The 24606-nt window shown below is 56.3% G+C and carries 19 protein-coding genes; 8 read left to right on the top strand and 11 right to left on the bottom strand.

Annotated elements, in window-relative coordinates; translation table 11 throughout:
• Window positions 1-109: 109 nt before the first annotated feature.
• The 4 genes from mfd to BBCT_RS03400 form a co-directional block, all read right to left on the bottom strand.
• On the bottom strand, window positions 110-3658 hold the full coding sequence (mfd, locus tag BBCT_RS03415; protein WP_003835283.1) for a transcription-repair coupling factor: 3549 nt from the start codon (window positions 3656-3658) through the stop codon (window positions 110-112).
• Entirely contained in the window at window positions 3648-4247 is a 600-nt protein-coding gene (gene pth / locus BBCT_RS03410; protein ID WP_003835284.1) for an aminoacyl-tRNA hydrolase, read from the bottom strand. Before pth ends, mfd begins: the two co-directional genes overlap by 11 nt.
• A gap of 87 nt (window positions 4248-4334) precedes the next feature.
• Window positions 4335-4847: a GNAT family N-acetyltransferase gene (locus tag BBCT_RS03405; protein WP_033512930.1), complete on the bottom strand. Its 513-nt coding sequence runs from the start codon at window positions 4845-4847 to the stop codon at window positions 4335-4337.
• A 108-nt stretch (window positions 4848-4955) separates the two neighbouring features.
• Window positions 4956-8228, bottom strand: coding sequence for a UPF0182 family membrane protein (locus BBCT_RS03400; RefSeq protein WP_003835286.1), 3273 nt, complete (start codon window positions 8226-8228; stop codon window positions 4956-4958).
• A 139-nt stretch (window positions 8229-8367) separates the two neighbouring features.
• Between BBCT_RS03400 and BBCT_RS03395 the strand changes: the two genes are divergently transcribed.
• On the top strand, window positions 8368-9603 hold the full coding sequence (locus BBCT_RS03395) for a glycoside hydrolase family 3 protein (protein ID WP_167335210.1): 1236 nt from the start codon (window positions 8368-8370) through the stop codon (window positions 9601-9603).
• 50 nt (window positions 9604-9653) lie between these two features.
• Here the strand turns inward: BBCT_RS03395 and BBCT_RS03390 are convergent, their stop codons facing one another.
• Complete coding sequence (locus tag BBCT_RS03390; RefSeq protein WP_033512927.1) at window positions 9654-9989, bottom strand: branched-chain amino acid transporter permease; 336 nt, start codon at window positions 9987-9989, stop codon at window positions 9654-9656.
• Window positions 9989-10663 carry an AzlC family ABC transporter permease gene (locus tag BBCT_RS03385; protein ID WP_003835289.1) on the bottom strand — a complete coding sequence of 225 codons (675 nt, stop codon included), beginning with the start codon at window positions 10661-10663 and terminating at the stop codon, window positions 9989-9991. Before BBCT_RS03385 ends, BBCT_RS03390 begins: the two co-directional genes overlap by 1 nt.
• 317 nt (window positions 10664-10980) lie before the next feature.
• Between BBCT_RS03385 and BBCT_RS03380 the strand changes: the two genes are divergently transcribed.
• The 7 genes from BBCT_RS03380 to pgl all read left to right on the top strand — a co-directional run bounded on the left by BBCT_RS03380 (window position 10981) and on the right by pgl (window position 18185).
• Window positions 10981-11496: an NAD(P)H-dependent oxidoreductase gene (locus BBCT_RS03380; RefSeq protein ID WP_003835290.1), complete on the top strand. Its 516-nt coding sequence runs from the start codon at window positions 10981-10983 to the stop codon at window positions 11494-11496.
• 125 nt (window positions 11497-11621) lie between these two features.
• Window positions 11622-12530 (top strand): DUF3737 family protein, encoded by a 909-nt coding sequence (locus tag BBCT_RS03375; RefSeq protein WP_033512915.1) that lies wholly within the window; start codon window positions 11622-11624, stop codon window positions 12528-12530.
• A gap of 14 nt (window positions 12531-12544) precedes the next feature.
• Complete coding sequence (locus BBCT_RS03370; protein WP_003835292.1) at window positions 12545-13756, top strand: MalY/PatB family protein; 1212 nt, start codon at window positions 12545-12547, stop codon at window positions 13754-13756.
• Between the two features lie 186 nt (window positions 13757-13942).
• Window positions 13943-14749 (top strand): SDR family NAD(P)-dependent oxidoreductase, encoded by an 807-nt coding sequence (locus BBCT_RS03365; protein WP_003835294.1) that lies wholly within the window; start codon window positions 13943-13945, stop codon window positions 14747-14749.
• Window positions 14750-14807: 58 nt separating this feature from the next.
• The gene (zwf, locus tag BBCT_RS03360; RefSeq protein ID WP_003835295.1) at window positions 14808-16379 is read left to right on the top strand and encodes a glucose-6-phosphate dehydrogenase; all 1572 of its coding nucleotides are present in this window, start codon (window positions 14808-14810) and stop codon (window positions 16377-16379) included.
• The gene (locus BBCT_RS03355) at window positions 16376-17332 is read left to right on the top strand and encodes a glucose-6-phosphate dehydrogenase assembly protein OpcA (protein ID WP_033512924.1); all 957 of its coding nucleotides are present in this window, start codon (window positions 16376-16378) and stop codon (window positions 17330-17332) included. The genes zwf and BBCT_RS03355 overlap by 4 nt, the downstream gene beginning before the upstream one ends.
• Window positions 17333-17393: 61 nt before the next feature.
• Window positions 17394-18185 (top strand): 6-phosphogluconolactonase, encoded by a 792-nt coding sequence (gene pgl / locus BBCT_RS03350; protein ID WP_003835297.1) that lies wholly within the window; start codon window positions 17394-17396, stop codon window positions 18183-18185.
• 169 nt (window positions 18186-18354) lie between these two features.
• Here the strand turns inward: pgl and BBCT_RS03345 are convergent, their stop codons facing one another.
• The 5 genes from BBCT_RS03345 to BBCT_RS03325 form a co-directional block, all read right to left on the bottom strand.
• Window positions 18355-20724, bottom strand: a complete 2370-nt coding sequence (locus BBCT_RS03345; protein WP_003835299.1) for an alpha-L-arabinofuranosidase C-terminal domain-containing protein — start codon at window positions 20722-20724, stop codon at window positions 18355-18357.
• A 58-nt stretch (window positions 20725-20782) separates the two neighbouring features.
• Window positions 20783-21253, bottom strand: a complete 471-nt coding sequence (locus tag BBCT_RS03340; RefSeq protein ID WP_003835300.1) for a hypothetical protein — start codon at window positions 21251-21253, stop codon at window positions 20783-20785.
• A gap of 118 nt (window positions 21254-21371) precedes the next feature.
• Entirely contained in the window at window positions 21372-22265 is an 894-nt protein-coding gene (locus tag BBCT_RS03335; protein WP_003835301.1) for a carbohydrate ABC transporter permease, read from the bottom strand.
• Between the two features lie 2 nt (window positions 22266-22267).
• Window positions 22268-23182: a carbohydrate ABC transporter permease gene (locus BBCT_RS03330; protein WP_229027182.1), complete on the bottom strand. Its 915-nt coding sequence runs from the start codon at window positions 23180-23182 to the stop codon at window positions 22268-22270.
• Window positions 23182-24453 carry an ABC transporter substrate-binding protein gene (locus tag BBCT_RS03325; protein WP_003835305.1) on the bottom strand — a complete coding sequence of 424 codons (1272 nt, stop codon included), beginning with the start codon at window positions 24451-24453 and terminating at the stop codon, window positions 23182-23184. The genes BBCT_RS03330 and BBCT_RS03325 overlap by 1 nt, the downstream gene beginning before the upstream one ends.
• Window positions 24454-24606: the final 153 nt, after the last annotated feature.

Genomic DNA, 24606 nt, shown 5'->3' with positions numbered 1-24606 from the left:
ATGACATTGCCTAGAATAGTGCGTTTTGTGGACGTATGGCAAACTTATCCGACACGTTTTATGTGAACGCTCACATAAAACGTGTCGGACGCGTCCGGAACTTCGCCTGTTATTTCCTTGGCGCTGGCTTCCAGTCAAGATCGTCGAGAAGTTGGTTGGTCCATCCAACGATCTCATCGGAACTCATTGGCCCGGATCCAAGCGAACCCGCAAACGGGGTGGGGATCACATACGTTTGAGTGACAGGCCTGTACTGGATGCCTTTGTAGATTCGCGCCATGCGCATCTGTACGGATTCACGTGGCTCGAATTTGGACACACGAATGTTACGTCCTTGACCGATGATCTCCGTAATGCCAAGCTTTCTTGCTTTGAATCGCAATCGCGCCACATCGAACAATGCTTCGAAATCGACCGGAGGCTTGCCGTAACGATCCGTAAGTTCATCGCGCAACTCGTCAAGATCAGCTTCCGTACGTGCCCCTGCCAGCTTGCGGTAGGCTTCCAATCGCAATTTGTCGGAATCGATGTAGCCGACGGGGATGGACGCTTCGATCGGCAGATCAATTGTGACAGCAACCGATTCCACACGTTCCGGCTCCTTGTACTGTTCGACAGCTTCGGAAACCATGCGCACATACAGATCGAAGCCAACGCCCTCGATATGCCCGCTCTGCTCGTCGCCCAGCAGATTGCCAGTGCCACGCAGCTCGAGATCCTTCATCGCCACGTCAAAACCTGAACCAAGCGCAGTGTTCTGCGCGATGGTGGCCAGTCGGTCATGAGATTGCTGGGTCATCGGCTTGGTCGGATCGTACAGGAAGTACGCGTAGGCACGCTCACGGCCTCGCCCGACACGGCCACGCAGCTGGTGCAGCTGGCTTAGGCCGAAACGGTCGGCATGATCGACGATCAACGTATTCGCATTGGAAATATCAAGACCGGTTTCGATGATGGTGGTGCATACGAGCACATCAATGTCGCGATGCCAGAAGTCTCGGATCACACCGTCGAGCTGCTTCTCCCCCATCTTGCCATGGGCGATGCCGACATGCGATTCCGGCACCAGCTCGTGAATCTTCGCGGCAACCGAAGCGATGTCTTGCACTCGGTTGTGCACATAGAACACCTGGCCACCGCGCAACAGCTCACGCCTGACCGCAGCAGTAACCTGAGCATCCTCATACGCGCCAACGTAAGTAAGCACCGGCAAGCGGTCTTCCGGAGGCGTGGCCAACGTGGACATTTCACGAATGCCTGTAACGGCCATCTCCAACGTTCGCGGAATCGGTGTTGCCGACAGACTCAGCACATCCACATTGGTACGCAGCGCCTTCAACGTCTCTTTGTGTTCGACACCGAAACGCTGCTCCTCATCGATGATGACCAGGCCTAGATCCTTGAATTTGACCTTCGGCCCGAGCAGTTTGTGCGTACCGATCACCACATCGACGGAACCGTCTTCAAGTCCCTTGATGGTGTCGTTGATTTCCTTGGTGGTTTGGAAACGGCTCATCGCCCTTACTTCCACCGGGAATCCTTCAAAACGTTCGGTGAACGTCTCGAAATGCTGTTGCACCAGCAATGTGGTCGGCACCAGCACAGCCACCTGTTTGGAATCCTGCACCGCCTTGAATGCGGCACGTACGGCGATTTCGGTTTTGCCGAATCCCACGTCGCCACAAATCAGGCGATCCATCGGCACGGGCTTTTCCATATCGGATTTGACTTCGTCGATGGTAGTCAGCTGATCGGCGGTTTCTTGGTATGGGAAAGCGTCTTCCAGTTCTTTCTGCCAAGGGGTGTCTTTGCTGAAGGCATACCCCTGCATGCGTTGACGTGCCGAATACAGTTTGACCAGATCTTCGGCGATTTCGTGCACATGCTTACGTGCTTTCGCCTTGGTAGCAGCCCAGTCGGATCCGCCCAGTTTGTTGAGTTTTGGAGCGTCGGCACCGATGTATTTGCTGACTTGGTCAAGCTGATCGGTGGGGATGAACAGTTTGTCGGCAGGTGCGCCGCGCTTGCTGGATGCGTATTCGATGACCAGATATTCGCGTGTTGTCTGGTTGGCGCCCGCTCCGATGGTACGCTGTCGCATTTCGAGGAACCGGCCGATGCCATGCTGCTCATGCACCACGTAATCGCCGGCTTTGAGCTCCATAAGGTCAATGGCCTTACGGCGACGTTTCGGTGTTTTTGCCTGTCCCGCGGCCGATGTGCGTCCGGTCAGATCGCGTTCGGTAAGCAGTGCGACTTTCGCAGCATTATCGACGAATCCGTCGATGGCACGCGATCTGATGCAGTCGAAGTTGGCGATTCCCGTTTCGTTGATGGCACGCTTGAGTCGAACAAGAGTACCTTGCGCTCCTGCAGTGACGGTGACGGCATAGCCGGCATCAAGAAGACCTTCGATACCGGATGCGGCTTTGACTTCATCTCCGCGATATTCGCCGGGATTGGCAGCGTCGAGCTGAACGTGTCCTTCCCTGCTTGAGTCCACGCCGAAACTCGTAAGCTTCCATACGTCATGCCTTGAGAAAACCAGCGATGAAATCGTTTCTTCAAAATCGTAGAAATTCGCCTGATCGAACGTAATCGGAGCGCCGGCACCATGACCGGATGCTGCGACATGCCAGCTGGCCGCAAGAAACTCATTGGCGGTTTTTGCGAGATCGTCAGCCGAACGACGCAATTTTTCCGGATCAGAGAGCATGACCAGCGCATGCTTGGGCAACATGCCCTGCACCGGCTCCATGTCATCGACCAATGCGGGAAGTAACGATTCCATACCTTCGACCGGAATGGCGTTGGCAATGGATTCTAGCATGTCTTCGGCATTGGGAATGGATCCAATCAAGGATTTCGCACGCTTGCGCACCTTGTCAGTCAATTGCAGTTCACGGCATGGCGTGGCCCAAACAACAGGAACATTCCCGCCATACGTACGCTGATCCGAAGCGTGGAACTCCCTGATGGTGTCAATCTCATCACCGAAGAACTCAATACGCACAGGATGTGGCAATGTCGGTGGGAACACGTCGATAATGCCTCCTCGCACCGCGAATTCACCACGATCCATCACCAGATCGACTCGAGTATAAGCATTTTCCACCAGTCGACGCGACGCCTCGTCGAGCGCCAATTCCTCGCCTTGAGAAAACACCAAAGGCTCCACGTCGGCCAAACCTGCAACCACTGGCTGGATCAGGGATCGCACCGGCATGACGAGAATGCGGATGGGGCCGAACAGCTTGCTTCCCTCTTGAGGGTGCTTCAGCCTGCGGAACACCGCCATACGGCTCGCCACGGTATCGGCGCGTGGCGAGAGGCGTTCATGAGGCAAGGTCTCCCATGCTTCGAGCTGTGCCACGTCGTTCGGATCGCCGGAATACCACGAACGAATCGTCTCGACCGTCTCTTCGGCTTCGCGACCGGAGGCCACCACAAATACAACCGGCCGTGTTCCCGATGCTCCAGCGGCCAGTGCCGGGCGCAATCCTTCGGGAATGCCAACGGTAATGCTGGGGTCTATGTCGGATTCCGGCACCTCGATCTCACCGGAAATCAGCGCACGAAAATCCTCGTCGGTTTCGAGTACGTCAAGAATGCCAGCCAGGGAACCTGAAGTCGGCAACTGCACCGGTTCAGCGGCCATTGAATTGCTCCTGAGCTTTGGCGAGGCCATTGAAAATGATAGTTTCGGCGGCATCAGCGCCATCGGCGAGGAATTCCGGAAGCTGCTTGCGCTGATCCGGTCCGAATCCGCCCAGCACCCAGTTCACGGTGTTGTCGTGGGCGTGGGCACCTCGCTGCGCGTGTCCAACGCCCATGCGTACACGGGCATACTTCGGAGTTCCCAAGGCGCGGTCAATCGACTTGATGCCATTATGTCCGCCTGCGGAGCCGCCTGCCTTGACTTTGATACGTCCAAAATCAAGATCCATGTCGTCGTGAATCACCACGATATGGTCCGGTTCAATCTGGTAGTAGGCGCTGATGGAAGCCAACGCATTGCCTGACTCGTTCATGTAGGTGAGCGGCTTTGCCAGGAAGAATTTGACGTTACGACCAGACAGGTTCATCACACCCTTGCCGAGCATGGCAAGCCCTTTATGGTCGGAAAAGTTAACCGACCAACGTTCAGCAAGCAGATCAGCTGCCATAAATCCCATATTGTGACGGGTGCCTTCATATTTGGAACCCGGATTGCCGAGTCCTGCGATCAGCCAGAAATCAGATGCCATTGAAATCGTTCCATTCATTCATACATACGATTGCGCGCATTCATATTGCGCCGCGTTGTCTCGTCTTGATAACCGCAAAGATTGTACTTACAGGTCGAGATACCAGTAACTCATGTCACGCATGGTGCCGGTGGAATCGGTGGCGGCGGTTGGCATGAGGCCAAACTGTGTAAAACCGAACCATTTCATCAGTGCGATCGAACCGGCATTGTCTGCGAAAATAATGCCGCATGCCTTACGCATATTACGCTTTCGGCATTCTTCAAGCAGTTTGGTGAGCGTATATGTGCCGACTCCCCTGCCCTGCCATTGCGGGTCGATGTAGTAGGCAAGATCGGTGACGCCATCATATCCCGCGCGATCGTAGAAAACGGAAAGCGCGCTGAATCCAATGATCTGTCTCTCTCCGTCATCATCTGCCGTTTCCGTAACGAACACCGCGTACGGATCATGATGCGATTCAACCCATGCTTTGCGCTGTTCGTATGTGCGTGGGGTTATATCGGCCGATGATCCACCTCGTATGACTGCAGCGTTGTAAATGTCGGTGATTGCTTGAATGTCGTTTTGCGTGGCGATGCGGTAGGAATACTCACTCATGTTTTTGAGCATACCGGGCATATGCAGAAGGCGGAAGACCGGTTCCATATATGAGGAACCAGACTCCCGCCTTACGCAAACAGCAATCGTACGGAACTTGTGCGGAAACTACTGCTCGAGTTCGAGCGCCTTGTTCAACGCTTCCTGAAGTTTCTTCTGCGCTTCGCCATAAGCGGACCAATCGCCCTTCTTCATGGCCGCGTCGGAATCCTTCATTGCCTGGGATGCGTCGTTGAGGGCGCTCTTCAGATCGCTGCTCATCGTGCTGGAACCGCCAGTATTGCCGGAACTGCTGTCATTGTCGGAATTCGATCCAGATGACGAGTCAGTACCGTCGGTTCCGGAAGAACCGTTAGCGGAGGCATCCCCACTGGTACCGGCAGTATCGCTCGTGTCGGTCTTACTGCTGGTGGAACCGTCGACGTTTTCGGCATCGCCCGCGGACGCGCCGGAGTTGCCGCCGAACACCTGATCGAGCGCTTCGTCCAATGTGTTGGCGAATCCGACCTGGTCGCCGAAGGCCACCAACACCTTCTTCAACAGCGGGAAACTGGTGGAACCGGAGGACTTGACGTACACCGGCTGCACGTACACCAATCCGCCGCCGAGCGGCAGTGTAAGCAGATTGCCTCGCTGCACGTTGGTGGAGCCGGACTCAAGCAGGTTGAGTTCCTTCGACACGTCGGCCGACGCATTGAAGTTGTTCTGCGCCTGACCGGGGCCTGGCACATTGGAATCCTTCGGCAACTCCTGCAATCGAAGCGTGCCATAGTTCGCACCGATCTTGCCTTTTTCGTTGCCCGCATCAGAATCGACAGACAGGAATCCCGTCAAAATCTCTCGGGTTGACGTACCTGCGGGAATATATGACGACGTCAACGAGAACACCGGCTCGTTGGACCCACCGGTCTGCAACGTCAAATAATACGGCGGCTGCAGAATGTCGCGTTCCTGAGCCTGCTGAGATTCGGTCGGGTCGACCGGAGTCTGCCAGAAATCCTCACCGGAGAAGAACTGGCTGGCGCTCGACACATGGTACTTGGTCAACAGCTCGCGCTGCACCTTGAACAGGCTTTCCGGGTAACGCAGGTGGCTCATCAGATCGCCGGAAATTTCCGACAACTGGTGGTACTGGCCGGGAAAGATCTTCTGCCATGCCTTGATCACCGGATCGGATTCGTCCCACACGTACAGGTCCACGGAACCGTCATACGCATCGACGGTAGCCTTCACGGAGTTGCGAATGTAGTTGGCGTTCTTCGAAGCCAGCTCACTCACCGTGGCCGAAGATTCCGTGGTGGAATCCTTGGTTACCTCGCCCAGATCGGTCATCTGCGAATACGGGTAGACGTCAGACGTGGTGTAGCCGTCGACGATCCACTTGACACGACCATCCACGACCGCCGGGTACACACGGCCGTCAAGCGTCAGGTATGGTGCGACCTTGGCCACACGCTCCTTCGGGGAACGATCGTAGAGAATCTGTGATGCGGAATTCACACGGTTGGAGAACAGAATCTGGTCGGAGCCGAAACGGATGGCATACAGCAGTCGGGAGAAGATATTGCCGATCTTCGGGCCGCCATTGCCGCCGAACGTGTTGGTGGCGCCTTCGGAACCGGTCGGGTAATCGAACTCCCACGACTGCGTGCCTTCCGGAGCGCCCACGATCGAATACTCGGAAGCGTTCGGCGAGAAGTAGATACGCGGCTCATACTGTTCGGATTCGGTGAGCTTGCCTTGGGTTGGGATGCCCGCCTCGAAGAACTTCGGCTGGCCGTCGGCCGTCACCTTGTTGCCGTAGGCGGCCACCACACCATAGCCGTGCGTGTACACGGTATGGTCGTTGACCCAGTTGCGATTGTCAAGACCGGCAAGGTCAAGTTCTCGTGCTGCGATCACCGTATCTTGGCTCACACCGTCGACCTCATACTTGTCGACGGCAAGAGTGTCGGCAAATGTATAATACTGCTTGGATTGCTGCAACTGTTTGAACGTTGGGGAAACGATCTGCGGATCGAGCAGTCGGATCTGCGCGGTCGATTCCGCGGAGTCGGCCAGTGCGCCTTCCTCGCCTTCGGTAGTGGCCTGGTATTGTTCCGTCTTCACATTGTTCAGACCATAGGCTTCACGAGTGGCGTCGATATTGCGCTGAATATATGTTGATTCCATCTCCTGCGCGTTCGGGTTTACACGGAAACGCTGCAGCAGCATCGGCCATGCCACGGTAAGCACCAGGCTCACCACAATGGCGGATGCGATGGCCACGGTCGGCACCTTCCACGCCTTGAGCGCTTCGGAGGCGCGCACCGCGATTGGGGCCTGGCCTTCCAGCGCATGCGATTTCATGATCCACACGCCGAGAACCACACCAAGAGTGGCGGTGATGGCGGCCATGATGAAGGTAACGGGAATCGTGGCGTTGACCGTGGTGTAGGTGGCGCCGGTGATGCGGCTACCCTCCTGCGTGAGGTGAGAGAACACACCAAGCACCTGATTCGCCGCCCATGCGAACATGTTGAGCATCAGCCAGATGCCGATCTGCCTACGCGCACGCTTGGTGATGTGGAACAGTCCACGACCATGCACTGGCATGGTGATGCGAATGCCACCCATCATCACATGCGTGACGATGGAGAAGATAATGCCTGCAAGCAACAGCAGCGCCACCGCCGACATAATCAACTTCAAACCAGGCAACACGAATACGTAGAAACCATTGTCAATGCCGAATTGCGGATCAGTGGTGCCGAAACTCTGCGCATTGAACATCAGCAGAATCTCAGACCAATTCGCATTAAACTGCGATCCGAACATCAAACCGACGATCAATGAAATCACCACTGCCACACGACGTGCACTCTTTGAGCTCACGCCCTTGCCCACTTCGATGGTGTCGCCATTAATACGAATGGTAGAACCATCGGCAGCATCGGGGCGAGCCCAGATCGCCAGCGACGCGGAAAGGAATCCGACCGCGGCGATCAGCAGCGCATACGCCACCCACAGGCCTACCCTGGTACCCAACTGCGTCCAAATCACGCTTTGGAAGCCAAGCTGCGCATACCACATGACATCGGTGATGAACTGCGCCAAGCCAAAGAACAGTCCGACGATGATGGCAAGCGCCAGCACCACACCGATTAGAATCTTGTTGCCGTTCGACGATTTGCGCGGACGGTTCGGCTGGCGTGTGATGCGCGGACCGGACGGACCTCTTGGAGGCATGTTCGCCGAAGACCGGGCGGTGTTATCGCCATCGGTTTCGACATTGAGAATGATGGGATCATCGTTGTCGGATTTATTGGCACGCTGCCCTTGGGAGCGGCTCGGGCCGCTTTCCGGGTCGAACATGGGACCAAACATATCAAAAAAAGACATACTAATAGCCTATCGACAGGCACGGAACGTGCTTTATGCCACTGGCCTAATGTTTACGCAATTCACGAACACGAATCCACCCGTTCTTTTCTTATGCGATCGTATTCGCCATCACTGGCATGTGATAGATAATGACACTATGAAGAGGGTCCACGTTCATTTCGCTCGTTGTGCTGCCGCACTGTGCGCCATCGCACTGCCGCTATCGTTCGCTGGGTGTTCATCCAGCGCGAGTTTGAATGCTGGCTCCAACCAATCCGAGCAATCCAATTCGCAGCAGTCCGGCGCATCACATGATGCGCTTGACAAATCCAACGTGCCAAGCGTGATGGACGACTCTCCGCACGGCAAAGCCGTGGCTGCAGTCAATGCCATGAGTCTTGCAGAGCGTGTCGGTCAGCTCGTCATGGCACCTCTCTACGCGGGATCCGATCCTTCCTCATTGCAAAATCTCATTATGAACCAGCATATCGGTTCGGTGCTGATCATCGGCAACTGGAATTCTGGAACGGCCGGTGTCGCCGCAGCCACATCCGCATTGCAATCGTATGCGCCGGCCAATAATCGGCTGTTGATGACCACCGATCAGGAAGGTGGTTTGGTGCAGCATCTTCAAGGCTCTGGTTTCGATCAGATGCCTTCCGCCACCGATCAGGGAACGATGTCGACCGATCAGCTTCGTCGGTCGGCGGCCGTATGGGGTTCCCAGCTTAAGTCAGCTGGCATCAATGTCGATTTGGCGCCGGTGGTGGGTACGGTGACGGTGGATCGCACCACGAACGACCCTGTCGGAGCGTTGGATCGTGATTTTGGATTGGACGCGGCCGGTAATGCCGACCATGCCAAAGCGTTCATTCAGGGCATGGCGGATTCGGGTATTGGCAGCGCCATCAAGCATTATCCGGGACTTGGTTCGGTAACCGGCAATACCGATTTCACCGCCGACGGCATTCTTGACACCACCACCACGTTGGACGGTGCGGAAATCAACGCGTTCAATAGCGCGTTGGAGGTGAACCCTTCCATGGTGATGATGTCTTTGGCTACCTATCAGGCCATTGATCCGAACAATCCCGCCGTGTTTTCCAGCACTTTGGTAACGGATTATCTACGTAATACGGTTGGTTTTCAGGGTGTCATCACTTCGGATTCCCTCTCCGCCACTGCCTTGAGCGGTGTTCAGCCGAGTGATTTGGGTGTGCGATTGGTTGAAGCCGGCGGTGATCTTGCCTGTATTGGCGCTTTCGATTATGTTCAGCAGGTTTTGGATGGTTTGAATGCGAAGGCCGCGGCTGATTCTGCTTTTGCGGACAAGGTGAAGCAGTCCGCGATTCGCGTGATGACGCTGAAATACGATATGGAACTCGCCAAATAATCACGGCCCACTGCGACACGGCCGAAAGCCGCGCTGTTACGCAAAAGCTTTCATGAGAATACCAGCTGCACCAACAGCATGTAAGCAGCGGTGCCACCGGCGATCGACAGCAGCATGTTTCTTTTCCATACGTGCAGCAGAACGATCACCATAATCGCAAGCAATTCGGGAATGCCGTGGCTGCCGGACAGCAGATGCACGCCCTTGAGCGAATACACGACGAGCAGACCTGTCATGGCGTACGGCAGCACCGTGCCCAGATAGGTGATGAAACGCGGCGGTTCCTTCGATTCGGGGAATACCAGAAACGGCAGGAAACGGGTCAAAATGGTACCAAGTATCGCCATGATAATAGTTACGACGCCCTGCCAGGTGGTCATGATCATCATGCACGTGCCTCTTTCTGCATATCGTCGGACGTTACGCTGCCAGCTCCGCCGGCTTCATCCGTCTTGTCGTTTTTCAGATCGTTCAGATACGGCCGCAGCAGAACGAACATGACCAGCATGCCGGCAAGCGAGGGAATCATGAAATTGTCGGCGCCGAAAACTCCCAAACAAATCGCAGGCACGACGATGCCGGTCAACGCCGCCATATGGCTCTTATGTTTCGTAGCCAGCCACTGGTCTGCGAAGATCACGGCGAACATGGCGGTCATAATGAAATCGAGTCCGGAGGTATCGAACGTGATACGTCCGCCGAGAATGCCTCCAACCGTGGCACCAGCCACCCAGGAGAATTGGTTGAGGAATCCCACGAAGAAGTAGAACCAGCCTCGGTTGACGCCTTTGGGAATGACAGTGCCGTTGTCGATGGCGAAAGTCTCATCACACAGGGAGAAGATGAGATACGGTTTTTTCACCCCCATGTTCTTGAACCGGCCAAGCATGGAAATGCCGTAGAACAGATGCCTTGTGCCTAGCATGACGGCAAGCATGAACGTGGCGAACGGATTGAACGCGGACACCAGCAGATTCACCGTCACGAATTCCATGGAACCGGTGAAGATGAACGCGCTCATGCACATGGGCCACAGGAAGGAGAAACCACGCGTGCCCATCAGCACGCCATATGACAAAGCCAGAAGGAAGAAGGTGATACAAACCGGCAACGTTCTGGGCAAAGCGGTTTTGAAGGCTGTGGATGCGACCGCCTTCCTACCTTGTATTCGCGAGACCAAATGCCTTTCCTTTCAATCCTCGTCTCATCTCATGGCATGCCGACACCTACCATCACGCCGGCCATCATACTATCGCGCTCCCCGACAAACGCCCTTGGGTCCATCGGCTCCGGTTATGGCCGATCGCACTCGAAACGTAACGGAAAGGGCTATTATGCTGCATACTGAAAATCGTCGGACAGTTAAAAGGAGTATGCATGAAAACGCTGGTTCTGGTGTTCCATCCGCATCTGGAAAAATCGCAGGTCAACCGCAAGCTTATGGACGCGGCCAACGAAACCGGAGACGTGACCGTGGTCGATGAATACGCCGCATATCCGGATTTCAGAATCAACGTCGAACATGAGCAGAGGCTCATCGAAACGCATGACCGCATTGTGCTGCAGTTCCCGTTCTACTGGTACAGCTCTCCCGCTCTGCTCAAGCAGTGGGAGGATGACGTAATCAAGGCCGGTTGGGCTTATGGCGGCGGGCGCGCCCTTGAAGGCAAGGAGTTCATGCTGTCCGTGTCCACCGGATCTCCAGCCGATTCCTACACCCGTGAAGGCAGCCATGTGCGCACCATGGACGAGCTGCTTTCCCCGTTCGAGACCACGTTCCGTCATACGCATGCGACGTATCTGAAGCCGTTCCTCATCCAAGGCGTTGCCACGTCCACCGAAGAGCAGATCGATGAGGCCGTGTCCAAGTATCCTGCCGCGCTGATCGGCTGATCGACCCATATCGGATCCACTGCCGAATGGGCGGCTAGGTTTCGCTTTGCACGAACATGGCCGCCCGTTTGACTTCGAGTGCTTGAGGTTTCTATGCTCTTCCACCGGAGCACATGAAGGAGCACATGAAGGAGCACACGATGAACATTCCAAAGACACTTGAATCCAACGCCGATCAAGACATTCCCGAGACCCGTCAGGCGCTTCTCACCGGCGAGCGCGCGGAGTTTTTTGCACATGACCGTCATTATGTCGACACGATTTTCGATGATGGCGAGTCGCCGTTGAAGCATGCACATGCTATTGAGCTTGAGTCGAGTTCGTTCAAATGGAAGTATCCGCTGTGGTATTGCTCGGATATTTCGGCGAAGGATTGCACGTGGTTCGAGATGGCACGCGCAGGCGTGTGGTATACAAACAACATTCGTGTCGAGGATTGCACATTTGAAGCGCCGAAGAATTTCCGCCGTTGCCGTGATGTTTCGTTGAGGAACGTTGATTTCGTCAATGCCGAGGAAACATTGTGGGCTTGTTCGAATGTCATGATGAATAATGTAAGTGCGCGCGGTGATTATTTAGCAATGAATTGTTCTGACATCAAAGTCGATAATTTGCGTTTGGTTGGCAATTATCCGTTTGATGGCGCGCGTAATATTGAGATTTCGAATTCTCGATTGATTTCCAAGGATTGCTTCTGGAATTGCGAAAATGTGACTGTGCGCGATTCGTTTATTTCCGGCGAATACTTGGCTTGGAATTCTCGTAATGTCACGTTTGAGAATTGTACGATTGAAAGCCTGCAGGGCTTGTGTTATGTGGACAATCTGGTATTGCGTAACTGTCGGCTTATCAATACCACGCTCGCGTTTGAATATTCTTCCGTGGACGCGGACGTGCATGGCGCGATCGACAGCGTGTTCAATCCTGCGTCCGGTGCGATTCGTGCCGATGCGATCGGTGAGCTGACGCTTGATCCGGAGAGGATCGATCCGTCAGCAACGACGGTCATCACGGCCGACGTTACGGAGCGGTAGATAGAATCGACCATATGACCTACGATTTCGATACTCCGATCGACCGTTTCGGCACCTATTCGCTCAAATGGGAGGAGGCCGGCGACGCATTGCCCATGTGGGTGGCGGACATGGATTTTAAGACCGCACCCGAGATTCGCGAGGCGTTGCGTCGGCGCGTAGAACATGGCGTTTTCGGCTATTCGATAGTGCCGCCTGAATGGAACCAGGCGTATGTGGATTGGTGGGGGCGTCGCCATGGGCTTGTCATCGACCCTGATTCGCTGGTATTCTGCACTGGCGTGGTGCCTGCCATCTCCAGCATGGTCAGGAAGCTCACCACGCCGAATGAGAATGTGCTTATTCAGACGCCGGTTTACAATATTTTCTTCAATTCGATTCTCAACAATGGTTGCCGTGTACTCGAATCGCCGCTTGCCTATGACGGCGAAGGCCGTTATTCGGTCGATTGGAACGATCTCGAGACGAAGCTTGCTGATCCGCAGACCACGTTGATGATCCTATGCAATCCGCATAATCCAATCGATCGTATCTGGAACCGGGAGACGCTGAATCATATCGGTGAACTGTGTTGGAAGCATCATGTGACAGTGATCAGCGACGAAATCCACTGCGATTTGACCGATCCAGGTTTTGATTATGTACCGTTCGCCTCCGTGAGTGAACATTGCGCGATGAATTCGGTGACCTGCATGGCGCCAACCAAAACCTTCAATATCGCCGGTCTCAATTCCGCTGCCGCGATGATTCCGAATCCCGTGCTACGCCATAAGGTGTGGCGTGCGCTTAACACCGACGAAGTGGCCGAACCGAACGCCTTCGCCATGACTGCCACGCTGACCGCATTCAAGGAAGGCGAACCTTGGCTGAATGAGCTGCGCGCCTATCTGGCGGGTAACAAGGCCACCGCGCGTGCGATGGTTGACGCATACAACGCATCCGTACCGAACGACCGACGCGTCATCATGATCGAAGGCCATGCCACTTATCTGCTGTGGGTCGATTGTTCAGCCATCACGCACGATACAGACGCGCTGTGCGATTATCTTAAGCGCGAACACAAGGTAATGTTCTCCGAAGGTTCCGAATACGGTGGGAACGGACACGATTTTGTACGCATCAATGTGGCATGCCCACGCTCGCGTATGATCGAAGGGCTCGCACGGTTCATCGACGGCCTGCTCGCATACCGCACGAAGACATCCCCGACGGCAGCCGGTTTCTAGATTCGCGATTCACATATGTCGGTTTCAGCGCGCCTTCAAGTTGGAACAAACGGATTTTGGTCTCCAAATCCTCCCGCATAACTGGTGATACCGCCAAGTGGTGAATCGTAATGGGACTTCCGTGCAACATCCATTTCCATCACATTCCCAATATAATTGTCAACGGACATCAACGAAGGAGTTGGCATGGGATACGTACTTATCACGGGAGCGTCCGGCGGCATCGGGCGCGAATTGGCGACGTTGTTCGCTGCGGACGGACATAATCTGGTGATTACCGCCCGCAGCCAGGAGCGACTTGATACGGTGAAAGAACGGCTCGAACAGCGTTTCGGCATACATGTGGTGGCATTCGCCATTGACCTGAGCGAATCCGACGCGCCGAAGAAACTCCATGAATTCACCACGTCACAGGGCCTTGTGGTCGACCATCTCGTCAATAACGCGGGTTTCGCAGATTGGACCGGGTTCCTTGACGCCGATTGGAACCGGCAGAATGAGATGATGCAGCTCAACATGCATGCGTCCGCCGAATTGACGTACCGGTATGGCTGTGATATGCGTGCCAACGGGCATGGCAGGATTTTGAATATTTCGTCAGTCGCGTCAATGATGGCAGGACCGTATATGGCGATGTACTTCGCCTCGAAAGCGTTCGTACGCTCGCTGTCGGAGGCTGTGGCCCATGAGCTGCGCGGCACGGGTGTGACGGTGACCTGCGTGTGTCCTGGCCCGACCACCACCGGTTTCGAAAAAGCCGCCAACATGCATGGCCGTAACTTCTTCACTATGACCAAGCCGGCCACCGCACGGCAATTGGCGGTATATGCCTACCGCAAAATGATGCGCGGTTCCGCTCTCGCCTATCATGGTCCGCTCACCAAGGCGGGCGCAATCGCGGAACGCACACTCCCCCGCGCGCTCACCCGCAAAATTGCCGCCTTCATGAATGGCGGGAATCCGAATCGAAGGTCGATTTGTAGAAAGCCATAAAAAAGGGCTATGACGTTTTCGATTCTCTCTTGACGTTGGGTGGAGGCTACGCATTAGTATGAAAGGCATGACTGAAACCGTTTCAACCGCATCCAACGCGGCCGGCACGTGGACGAATCCGCTGCGCGATCCGCGCGATCTTCGACTTCCACGTATTGCAGGCCCGTGCAGTATTGTGATTTTCGGCGTGACCGGCGATCTGTCACGCAAGAAGCTGCTTCCTGCCATTTATGATCTGGCTAATCGTGGTCTATTGCCGCCAAGCTTCGGTCTGACGGGGTTCGCCCGTCGTGATTGGACCGAAGAGCACTTCAAGGATTTTGTGAAGGAGAATGTGCAGGCGCACTGCCGTACGCCATTCAAGGAGGCGACATGGAAGCAGCTCGCCGACGGCATTCGTTTCGTGCAAGGCACGTTCGACGATCCGAAGGCGTTCGAACGACTGTCGAACACTGTTGCCGAGCTTGACCGCGATCGTGGCACGCGAGGCAACCATGCGTTCTACATGTCGGTGCCGCCGCGCGCGTTCCCGCAGGTTTCCCGACAGTTGGCCGATTGCGGTTTGGCGAAATCGTCTGAAGGTGCTTGGCGTCGTGTGATCATCGAGAAGCCGTTCGGGCATGATCTGGCAAGCGCCAAGGAACTGGATCGTGTGGTCTCCGAGGTGTTCGATCCATCGAGTGTGTTCCGTATCGATCATTATCTCGGTAAGGAGACCGTGCAGAACATATTGGCACTTCGTTTCGCGAACGCGATGTATGAGCCGATCTGGAACAATAATTACGTCGACCACGTGCAGATCACGCATGCCGAGGATATCGGCGTGGCGGGTCGTGCCGGCTATTACGACGGTATCGGCGCGGCGCGTGACATCATCCAGAACCATTTGCTACAACTTATGGCGTTGACGGCGATGGAGGAGCCTGTTTCGTTCTCCGCTTCCGATCTGACGGCGGAGAAGACGAAGGTGCTGTCCGCAGTGCGCTTGCCGAAGGATCTGGCGGCGCATACGGCGCGTGGCCAGTATGCGGCCGGTTGGCAGGGTTCGCATGAGGTCGTGGGGTATTTGGACGAGAAGGGTATCGATCCGGAGTCGACGACCGAGACGTATGCGGCGATCCGTTTGGATGTCGATACGCGCCGTTGGGCCGGTGTGCCGTTCTATCTGCGTACGGGCAAGCGTTTGGGCAAGCGTGTCACGGAGATTGCCGTGGTGTTCAAGCGTGCCCCGCATCTGCCGTTCGAGTCGACCGCGACGAAGGAGCTCGGCAAGAACGCGATCGTGATCCGTGTACAGCCCGATGAGGGTGTGACCATGCGGTTCGGCGCGAAAGTGCCGGGTGGCACGTCGATGGAGGTCCGTGACGTGTCGATGGACTTCGGTTACGGCCGTTCGTTCACCGAATCGTCTCCGGAAGCCTATGAACGTCTGATTCTTGACGTATTGCTGGGCGATCCTCCACTGTTCCCAACCACGCGCGAAGTGGAATTGAGCTGGCAGATCCTTGACCCGATCGAGGAATTCTGGTCCACGCTCGGCCAGCCGCAGCCGTATCGTTCCGGAACGTGGGGCCCTCAGGAAGCCGTTGAAATGCTCGCCCGTGATGGACATCGTTGGAGGATGCCGTGATCATTACCATGAAGAACACCGAAACCCGTGAGATTTCGGCGAAAATCGACGAATTGCACGAGGAGCGTGGCGAAGCGGCTTTGGGTCGCGTGCTCACACTGTTGATCTCCACGAATGAGACGTCGCTGGAGCATGATCTTGCCGTGGCGAACAACGCCAGCCGAGAGCATCCTTGCCGCGTGATCGCAATCGCACCGAATTCACGCAAGGTGGATGCCGTTGTCGATGATGGCAAGCCGCACACCTTCCTCGACGCGGAAGTGCGATTCGGCTCCGATGCCGGCGCAGGAGAGATTATCGTGCTGCGTCCGCTTGGCGGCTTGGTGCATCATCCGGATACGCTGGTGATTCCATTGCTGGTTCCCGATGCGCCGGTGGTAGCTTGGTGGCCGAACGAGGCTCCGGCGAACCTGTCCACCGACCTGTTGGGATCGATGGCCCGCAGCCGTATCACGGATGCGATGCATTCCTCGAATCCGATGCGCACGATGGATGACCTGCGTCGTAATTGGTCGTCGAAGAACGTGGATATGTCGTGGACCAGGCTCACCGTATGGCGCGCCATGCTGGCTTCGATGCTCGACCAGCCTCCGCATCTGCCAGTAAGCGGTGTGCGTGTGACCGGCAAGAAGGATTATCTACCGATGGACCTGTTGGCCGCATGGTTGCGTTTGCGCCTCAACGTACCGGTGGTGATAGAAGACGATCCGAACGCAACTGCGGTGACCGGCGTGTATCTGACCCGTTCCGATGGCGTGCTGAGTCTGGAACGCCCTTCCACCGATGATGGCATCGCAGTGCAGAACGTGCCTGGTCAATCACCTCAGACCATTAGCGTGCCCGCACGTACGCTTGAGGAATGTCTGAGCGAGGAACTGGGACGTCTCTATCCGGACGAGATTTATGCCGAAGTGGTGACTCAGGGTTGGGATCTGATCAATCCGAAGCGCTGAACCCGAAAAACCAGTCGCCCTGCCCATGACCCGGCGGGGCGACACCGTATAAGGAGCAAATATGGCAGAACGCAAGACCATTGTGTATCCGAATCCTGAAATGCTGGCTCAGGCTGTGGCCGCACGCACATTGTTGACCATCATCGACCTGCTGGCCGAACCGGGACGTCGTCGCGTGGACATCGCAGTGACCGGCGGCACCGACGGCAACCGCGTATTCGCCGCGATGAATGCCAGTCCGTTGAACGATGCCGTGGACTGGAACCGCGTGCATGTGTGGTGGGGCGACGAACGCTTCGTGGCGGCCGATGACGACGACCGCAATGCGAAGCAGGCTCGCGAAGCCTGGTACGGTGCGCTTGTGGAAGATGGACGCATGCCTGCCGGGAACGTCCATGCGATGCCTGCCGACACCCGTAGCGCCACCGAAATCGCATCGGCCTCCCCCGAGCAGACCGATGCAGTGCTGGCCGAGGCCGCCGCCGAATACCAGCGTGAGCTGGCTGCGCAGCTGGGAGAAAATCCGGCATTGGATATCGCGATGTTCGGCATGGGGCCGGACGCGCATTTCGCATCCTTGTTCCCCGACCATGGCGAATCCGAGATCGCCGACCCCCACGTGCTGGTGGCGGGCGTGCGCGATTCGCCGAAGCCGCCGCCGCTGCGACTGACGCTGACCGTGCCGATGATCGCCCGTTCGAAGCATACGTGGGTGTTCACATCCGAAACACGCAAGGCCAACGCGGTCAAAACTGCCTTCGCGCAACGCAACAACCCGCATGCCCCAAGCTCCTACGCCGACGGCGAGGAACTGCTTTGGCTCATCGACAGTGGCGCTGCCTCCGAACTGTGATTCTCTAAACAGTTTCCAGCGGCGGAAATCGACTCTGATGGGAAAGCCCCGCAATGCACCATGCATTGCGGGGCTTTCCCATCAGAACGTCACACAGACGGATGATCGTTTCCGTTGCATCCTCTGGCTTGCATCAGGCGGATTTGGTTCCGCAAACTGCCATATCCGCCTAGTCGCCGATGACGATGGTGGAGAACGACCAAGCCGGCGCAGCATAGACTCCACCGGTTAGATCCACCACGGTTTTGACTGGGCTGGTGGGCGATTCCTCGCCGACCCGGCCGGCATATGGGTCTTCGCCCGTCAGAATGGTGGCTGTCGCACCCGCTGCGGACTCCGAGGAGACGTCCAATGCGGCAAGAATCCGGCTGATATCCACTTCGGCCGGTTCAGCCATGGCATTGACCACACGCACATAGGTCTCCCCTCGTTCGCCGCTACGCGATACGGTGATGGTACGTCTTGGCTCGTCTTTAGTCTCCGTTCCTTCGGCGACAAGCGTTCCATCGATGTACAGCTTCATGGACTGTCCACGATCCGCTATCTCGACGTGCATACGCCATGTAGTGCCCGGCTGCACGTCGTTCATGGACCATTCGGTGCCGCCGAGCGCGTAAGCGGTGCCATCACGTACCACTTTCACTTCATGGCCGCGCCCCAGAGAAGTGACATTATGGTTCTTCCCGTCGATATCACCGCTGACGAACTGTATGCCCCACTTACCTTCGTAATACACCACCGTCGCATCGATGCAGTACGAATCAGCATGCAGATCGACGGGCAAGTCCATGGCGCTGCCCCGGTACTGCACATCGCCGAGTTCGACCCGCGCCCCAGACGCGGTGGTGACGACGAGATCATTCAAATCGGCTCTTGCACCGCCCTCGACGCGTAGCCTGATGCCGTCCGGCAGGTTGCGGCGGAACGTGGTCGCCCCTTCCACACCGACTGGCCACGCGGTGTCTGCGGTGGTGGCGGCGTACATCTGCTGCACCCAGTAGCTATACGGCAGATAGGTGCGTTCGTTGTCGAAGTAGATGAGATCCGGATCCCAGCTGTGATGACCGTTTTTTGCGAACAACGGGGCATAGGAGGCCATGGCCACCACGTCGCCGTTGAGTTCCATACGGCCCATGAAGGCCGCTTCGGACAGGCCGTTGATGAGCTGCGTACCCCAAGAGCCGTATTCGCCGAGATAGACCTTCGGCCCCTTTCTCTCGATATGGTCGTAGTGGTCGAGATTGTGGAACCACCAGCTGGACGACTGGTAGGAATGCTCGTCCACAATCGGGATGCCGGCTTCACGCGCATACTGCCAGCCCGCTTCATAATCCGGGCCGCTGGGCGCCGTGCCGACGGTGCCGACGACGACGATGTCGGGATAGACGGCTTTGACCGCATCGAAGATCTGCTGGAAACGGTTCTTGAACACATCATCGATGAGGTCCTCATTGCCGATGCCCAGGTATTCGAGTGCGAATGGTTCCGGATGACCCATGGCGGCTCGTTTGGCACCCCATTCGGTGGTTTCGGCGTCTCCGTTGCAGAATTCGATGAGATGCAGTACCTCATCGATGTAGGCGGGCATATCCTCCTGGGCGACTGGCACCGGCCCCTGGCTGGTGTTCTGGCAGCTTACCGCGGCGGGCAACACCGGCAACGGCTTGGCACCAATGGTCTCGCATAGGCACAGGTATTCGTAGTAGCCGATGCGGAACGACTGATGGTAGCCCCACAAGTTGAAGTTGTGCGGCCGATGCTCCACCGGTCCGATGGTGCGATCCCAGTGGTACATGTTATCCATGCCGAGACCGTGGGTGATGCATCCGCCCGGGAAGCGCATGAACCTCGGGTGCAGATCGGCAAGGGCCTTCACCAGGTCAGGACGGAAGTGCTTGAGCCCCCGATACGTGGTGCGCGGCTCAAGGGTGACGAAATCGAGATCCACAACGCCTTCGGCCCCGAAGCTCAGTCGCAGAGCACCCTGTCTGGCCACCACCGAACCGGGTTCCGCCCCCGTGCCGTCGCTGTTCGCCGGCACGGTCAGCGACGCTTCGCATTTCGTCCATGCCGCATGTTCAATGTCGATGGTGGTTTCGGCGATGCTGTCGCCGTCATCGTTGCGCAGCGATACGGTCAACGGCACCGCCACACCGGACTGCAGGCGCAGCCAGGCGGAGAAATCATAGGTCTCCCCCGCTCGGAACACCATGCCGTCCCAGCCGGTGTTGTCCAACGCAGCCGGGGCGTGTTCGATCTCGATGCTCGCATAATGCGGGTTTTCGATCGCCACCGGATCGCCGTCACGCACGCAGAAAGCCGCAAACGATCCCTCCGGCACGATCTTGCGCCAGAAGCTGTAGTTGCTCCAATCCACATTGTCAGCACGGCTGTATTCGAAGGCTCCATTCTGCACGAGATCAGCATTGAGACCGCCGTCGCCGGAATAGCTGATGTCTTCGAAGAAGATGCCCCACAGGTCGGTGCTGATGTTGCGTACGCCCGCCTTATCGAGCGTTGCAGTGAGTTTGTCGGTCATGTACTGTCCTTTGCGTTTCCGTATGTTGTTTTGAATACTGTGAATAACCGTCGTGGCGCTATCTGCGGGCCCGAATCGCTTTACGAATCGCATCCTGCTGCGCGGCAACGGCCTTGTTGCGGGCAAGATAGATCGCCAGAGTGACGGAATACAATGCGAGTCCGATCAGATCCATGGTTCCGAGGGAGAAGACCATGACAATCACCAGCCAGATGATCACCCACCGATTGACGGTTCCCGGAGCGAGGCAACGCATGGCCGTGATGAAACTGACGATGCCGACGATCAGCACCAGCAGAGCGTAGATGTTTGTCACCGTCGAGGCGTTGTCCACCGCGGAATAGTCCGTCTGCAGCATGCCGTTGCGTTCCAGCACATCGTATGCCCGCCCCTTGAACCAGCTGCCGAACATGAACAGCGTGACAGACGCCATGATCACGTTATAGGAGGCGGCAACGATCATCAGCACCCGTTCGGCCTTACGTGCCAACGGGGCCGGCAGGCAAACGCCATTGCTTTGCGAATTCATAGTGTTCCTTTCCGTTTGCCGACTTAGCGATACTATCATTTCAACGATGGAAAAGGGAAGGATTGGGACTGCTCGTTTCCGATAGCAGACCCAATCCTTGTGCCATATCCGAAGCGGCTCAGCCCTTCAGACCGGATGTGATGTTCAGCGACTGCAGGAAGTACTTCTGCGCGAACAGGAACAGAAGCAGCGTCGGCAGTATGGCCATGCAGGTGGCTGCCATCAACGAACCCATCTGGTTATACTGTCCCATCTGGTTGCTCAACAGTTGCAGACCTGCGGTGACCGGCATCTTATTGATATCGTTGAACACCAAGGTCGGCCACAGGAAGTCATTCCAAGCGCCGGTGAAGCTGAAAAGGAAGATGACGATCAGAATCGGACGGATGGCCGGTAACATGATGCGGGTGAAGATCTGGAAGTCGGACGCGCCATCGATTTCGGCGGCTTCATCCAGTTCCTTCGGGATGCCCTTCATGAAGTTGCGCACCAAGAAGATGTTCGCCACATTGCCTAGACCCGGCACGATGCAGGCCCAGTAGGTGTTGACCCAGCCCAAGGACGCGATGATGCGGTACTGCGGAATCATGTTGACGACAGCGGGGAACATCGAGATAAGCAGCAGGACGAAGAAGAGCGTATCACGGTACTTGAAATTAAGTCGCGAATAGCCAAAACCCGCAAGGGCCACGATGGCCACGGACAGCACGGCGAACACGGTCGAGATGATCAGCGAGTTGCCGAGCCAGTTTAGCACAGGATAGCTGGCAGACGCTTCAACCAACGTCACATAATTATCCAACACCCACTTCGCCGGCAGGAAGTTGAACGCGTTGGAGGTAAATTCGGCGACCGACTTGAACGATGTCGTCACGGTGTAGATCACCGGCAGGAGCCATACGACCGCCAGCACGATGAGCAGCACATAGACCGCGATCAGCGAAGGGCTTACTTTCTTCGTTTTGTTTTCTGGAATTACCGGACGCGAGGCTTGCATTGTTGCAGCGGACATCGTCAGTCCTCCTTGTTCATGAAGATGAGCTGGATTGCGGCAATGGCCATCAGGATGATGCCCAGCAGCAATGCCATTGCGGAAGCCATGCCTGCGGCTGCAGGACCGGCGGGGAATGCGAGGTTTCGAATATCCATCAGCAGCACCTGCGTCTGGTAGTTCGGCCCGCCGTTGGTCAGCATGACCGGCTGGCCCCACACGTTGAACGCACCGGTGGTGGTCATGATGGTGGTGTAGAACAGCGGCAGCTTGATCTCCGGCAGAGTGATGGAGAAGAAGATCCTGATAGGACCCGCACCATCCACCTTTGCCGCCTCGTACAGGCTTTCGTCCACACCGGACAGCGCGGAACGGTAGATGACGAGGTTGCCGCCGATGCCAGCCCACAGCACAAGCACGAAGATGGTGATCCATGCGTATGGGTTCTTGCCCAGCCAGTTGATGTCGGTGTGGAAGGTGGTGTTCAGCAGACCGAACTGGGAGTTGAAGACCATGCGCCAGACCAGTGCGCCGGCGGCGATGGAAATCAGACCGGGGATGTAGAAGATTGCTTGGAACAGCCCGGCGCCCTTGAGTCCCTTTTTGCCGAGCGCCACGGCAAGCAGCAGCGGCACGATGATGGTCAGCGGCACGCTGATCAGCACGAAGATCAGGGTATGCCAGAGGTCACGCCAGAAGATCGAGTAGAAGTAGGTGCTGGGATCGAAGATCTTCGCGAAGTTCTGCAGTCCGACGAATTGCGGAGAGCCGACCATGTTCCAACGGGTGAACGCCAGCCCGATGCCGAAGATAATCGGGATGATGCCGAACACCGCGAAGATGATGAAGTGCGGTGCGATGTACGGCAGAGCATGCCAGATGGAGTTTTTGCGCTTCATGGATGATGCTGCGGATCCGATCGTAGATGTTTTGCTCATCACGATTCCTCCTGAATCTCGATTTGGCCTTGGGCCATGAGGTCGAGGGTCTTCAGACCTTCCTCAAGACCGACATTGCCGTAGACGATGTCGTTGTATGTGCCCCAACCGGCGGTCGCGTAGCCGCCATACAGATAGTTGGAGGTCTTGATGGCGTCACGTTCCTTTTTGCCGTTGGTAAAGGATGCCTGGATGAGCTTCTGGTACTCCGGATTGTTCAAATCGCGGTAGGCCGGGGAGATGGAGCCGACTTCCGACCAATCCATCCAGTGCTCGTACACATAGTTGACGAAGTCAGCCGCCGCCGCGGATTTCGCCGCGGAACGATGCGGGTCCTTGAGCTGCATCCAGTTGCACTGGTAGAAGAAGTTCACCGGATTGTCGGCGTCGTATTGCAACGTATTGGCCTCAGCGATCTTGTCGGCGCCCAACGTATCGGACATATTGCCCTGCGCCCAGGTGCCAAGCTGCGCGAACACGGCCTTGCCGGAGCCGAACGCCTGCTCGCCGTCGACGTCCATCGGGGCGACCACGCCGGCGTCGTATGCGTCCTTGAGTTTTTGCATCGGCTTGCGCCACACATCTTTGGTCAGGTCGTCCATATCGTTCTCGAGCGTGCCGCCAGCACCGTACAGCAGCGACATGAACGCCCATGGAAGGTTGCCGTAGGTCAGCGCATACGTACCTTCGGGCAGTTTGCCCTTGAGGTCCTTGATCTCATCGATGGTCACGTATCCGTCATCCAAGATGTATTGCAGATTGTACTTTTTAACCAGGTCCTTGTTGTAATAGATGGCCATCTGGAACAAATACAGTGGAATGCCGTACGCCTTGCCATTGACGGTCACGCCCTTCCATGTGGCGGGCAGGAAGCTGCTCTCCTTCAGTTCAGGCGCCACCTTCTGCCAATCATCCATGGTGTTGATCAGCCCTTGGGACTGCAGCACGGCAGTTTGGAACTGGTCACCGATGATGATGTCGGGGATGTTCTTGCCGGTCTGCATCACGGAGTAGATCTTCGTGGTCAAATCATTGCCGTTCATAGGCTGGAATACGACTTTGTAATCGCTTTGCCTATTGTATTCCTTAACGATGCGCTGCATGGCCGGACCATCATCGCCGACCAGATTGTTCCAGAAATAAATGGTCTTGTCTTCGCTAGAGGCCGCACCGCAGCCTCCGGCCGCGACCACAAGACCCAACGACGCGCATACTGCAACTGCAGCTTTTGCGAAACGCCGCAGTCCCGCGAAACGTCTTAAGGGGGACATTGTTACCTTCCTTCATTTTTCTCGACGATCCTTCGATGGATAGTCTCACGTTGCGTTTCCGATAGAGCGATTCCTTGGATTCGCTAGGCCTCGCCGCCTATTTGCAACGTTGTAATTTCAATTATACCGTTTTTTCTATCGTTGTACAAATTT

Origin of the sequence: Bifidobacterium catenulatum DSM 16992 = JCM 1194 = LMG 11043 (assembly GCF_001025195.1) — a bacterium.
Classification (GTDB): Bacteria; Actinomycetota; Actinomycetes; order Actinomycetales; family Bifidobacteriaceae; genus Bifidobacterium; species Bifidobacterium catenulatum.
This window is presented reverse-complemented; position numbering and strand designations above follow the sequence as displayed.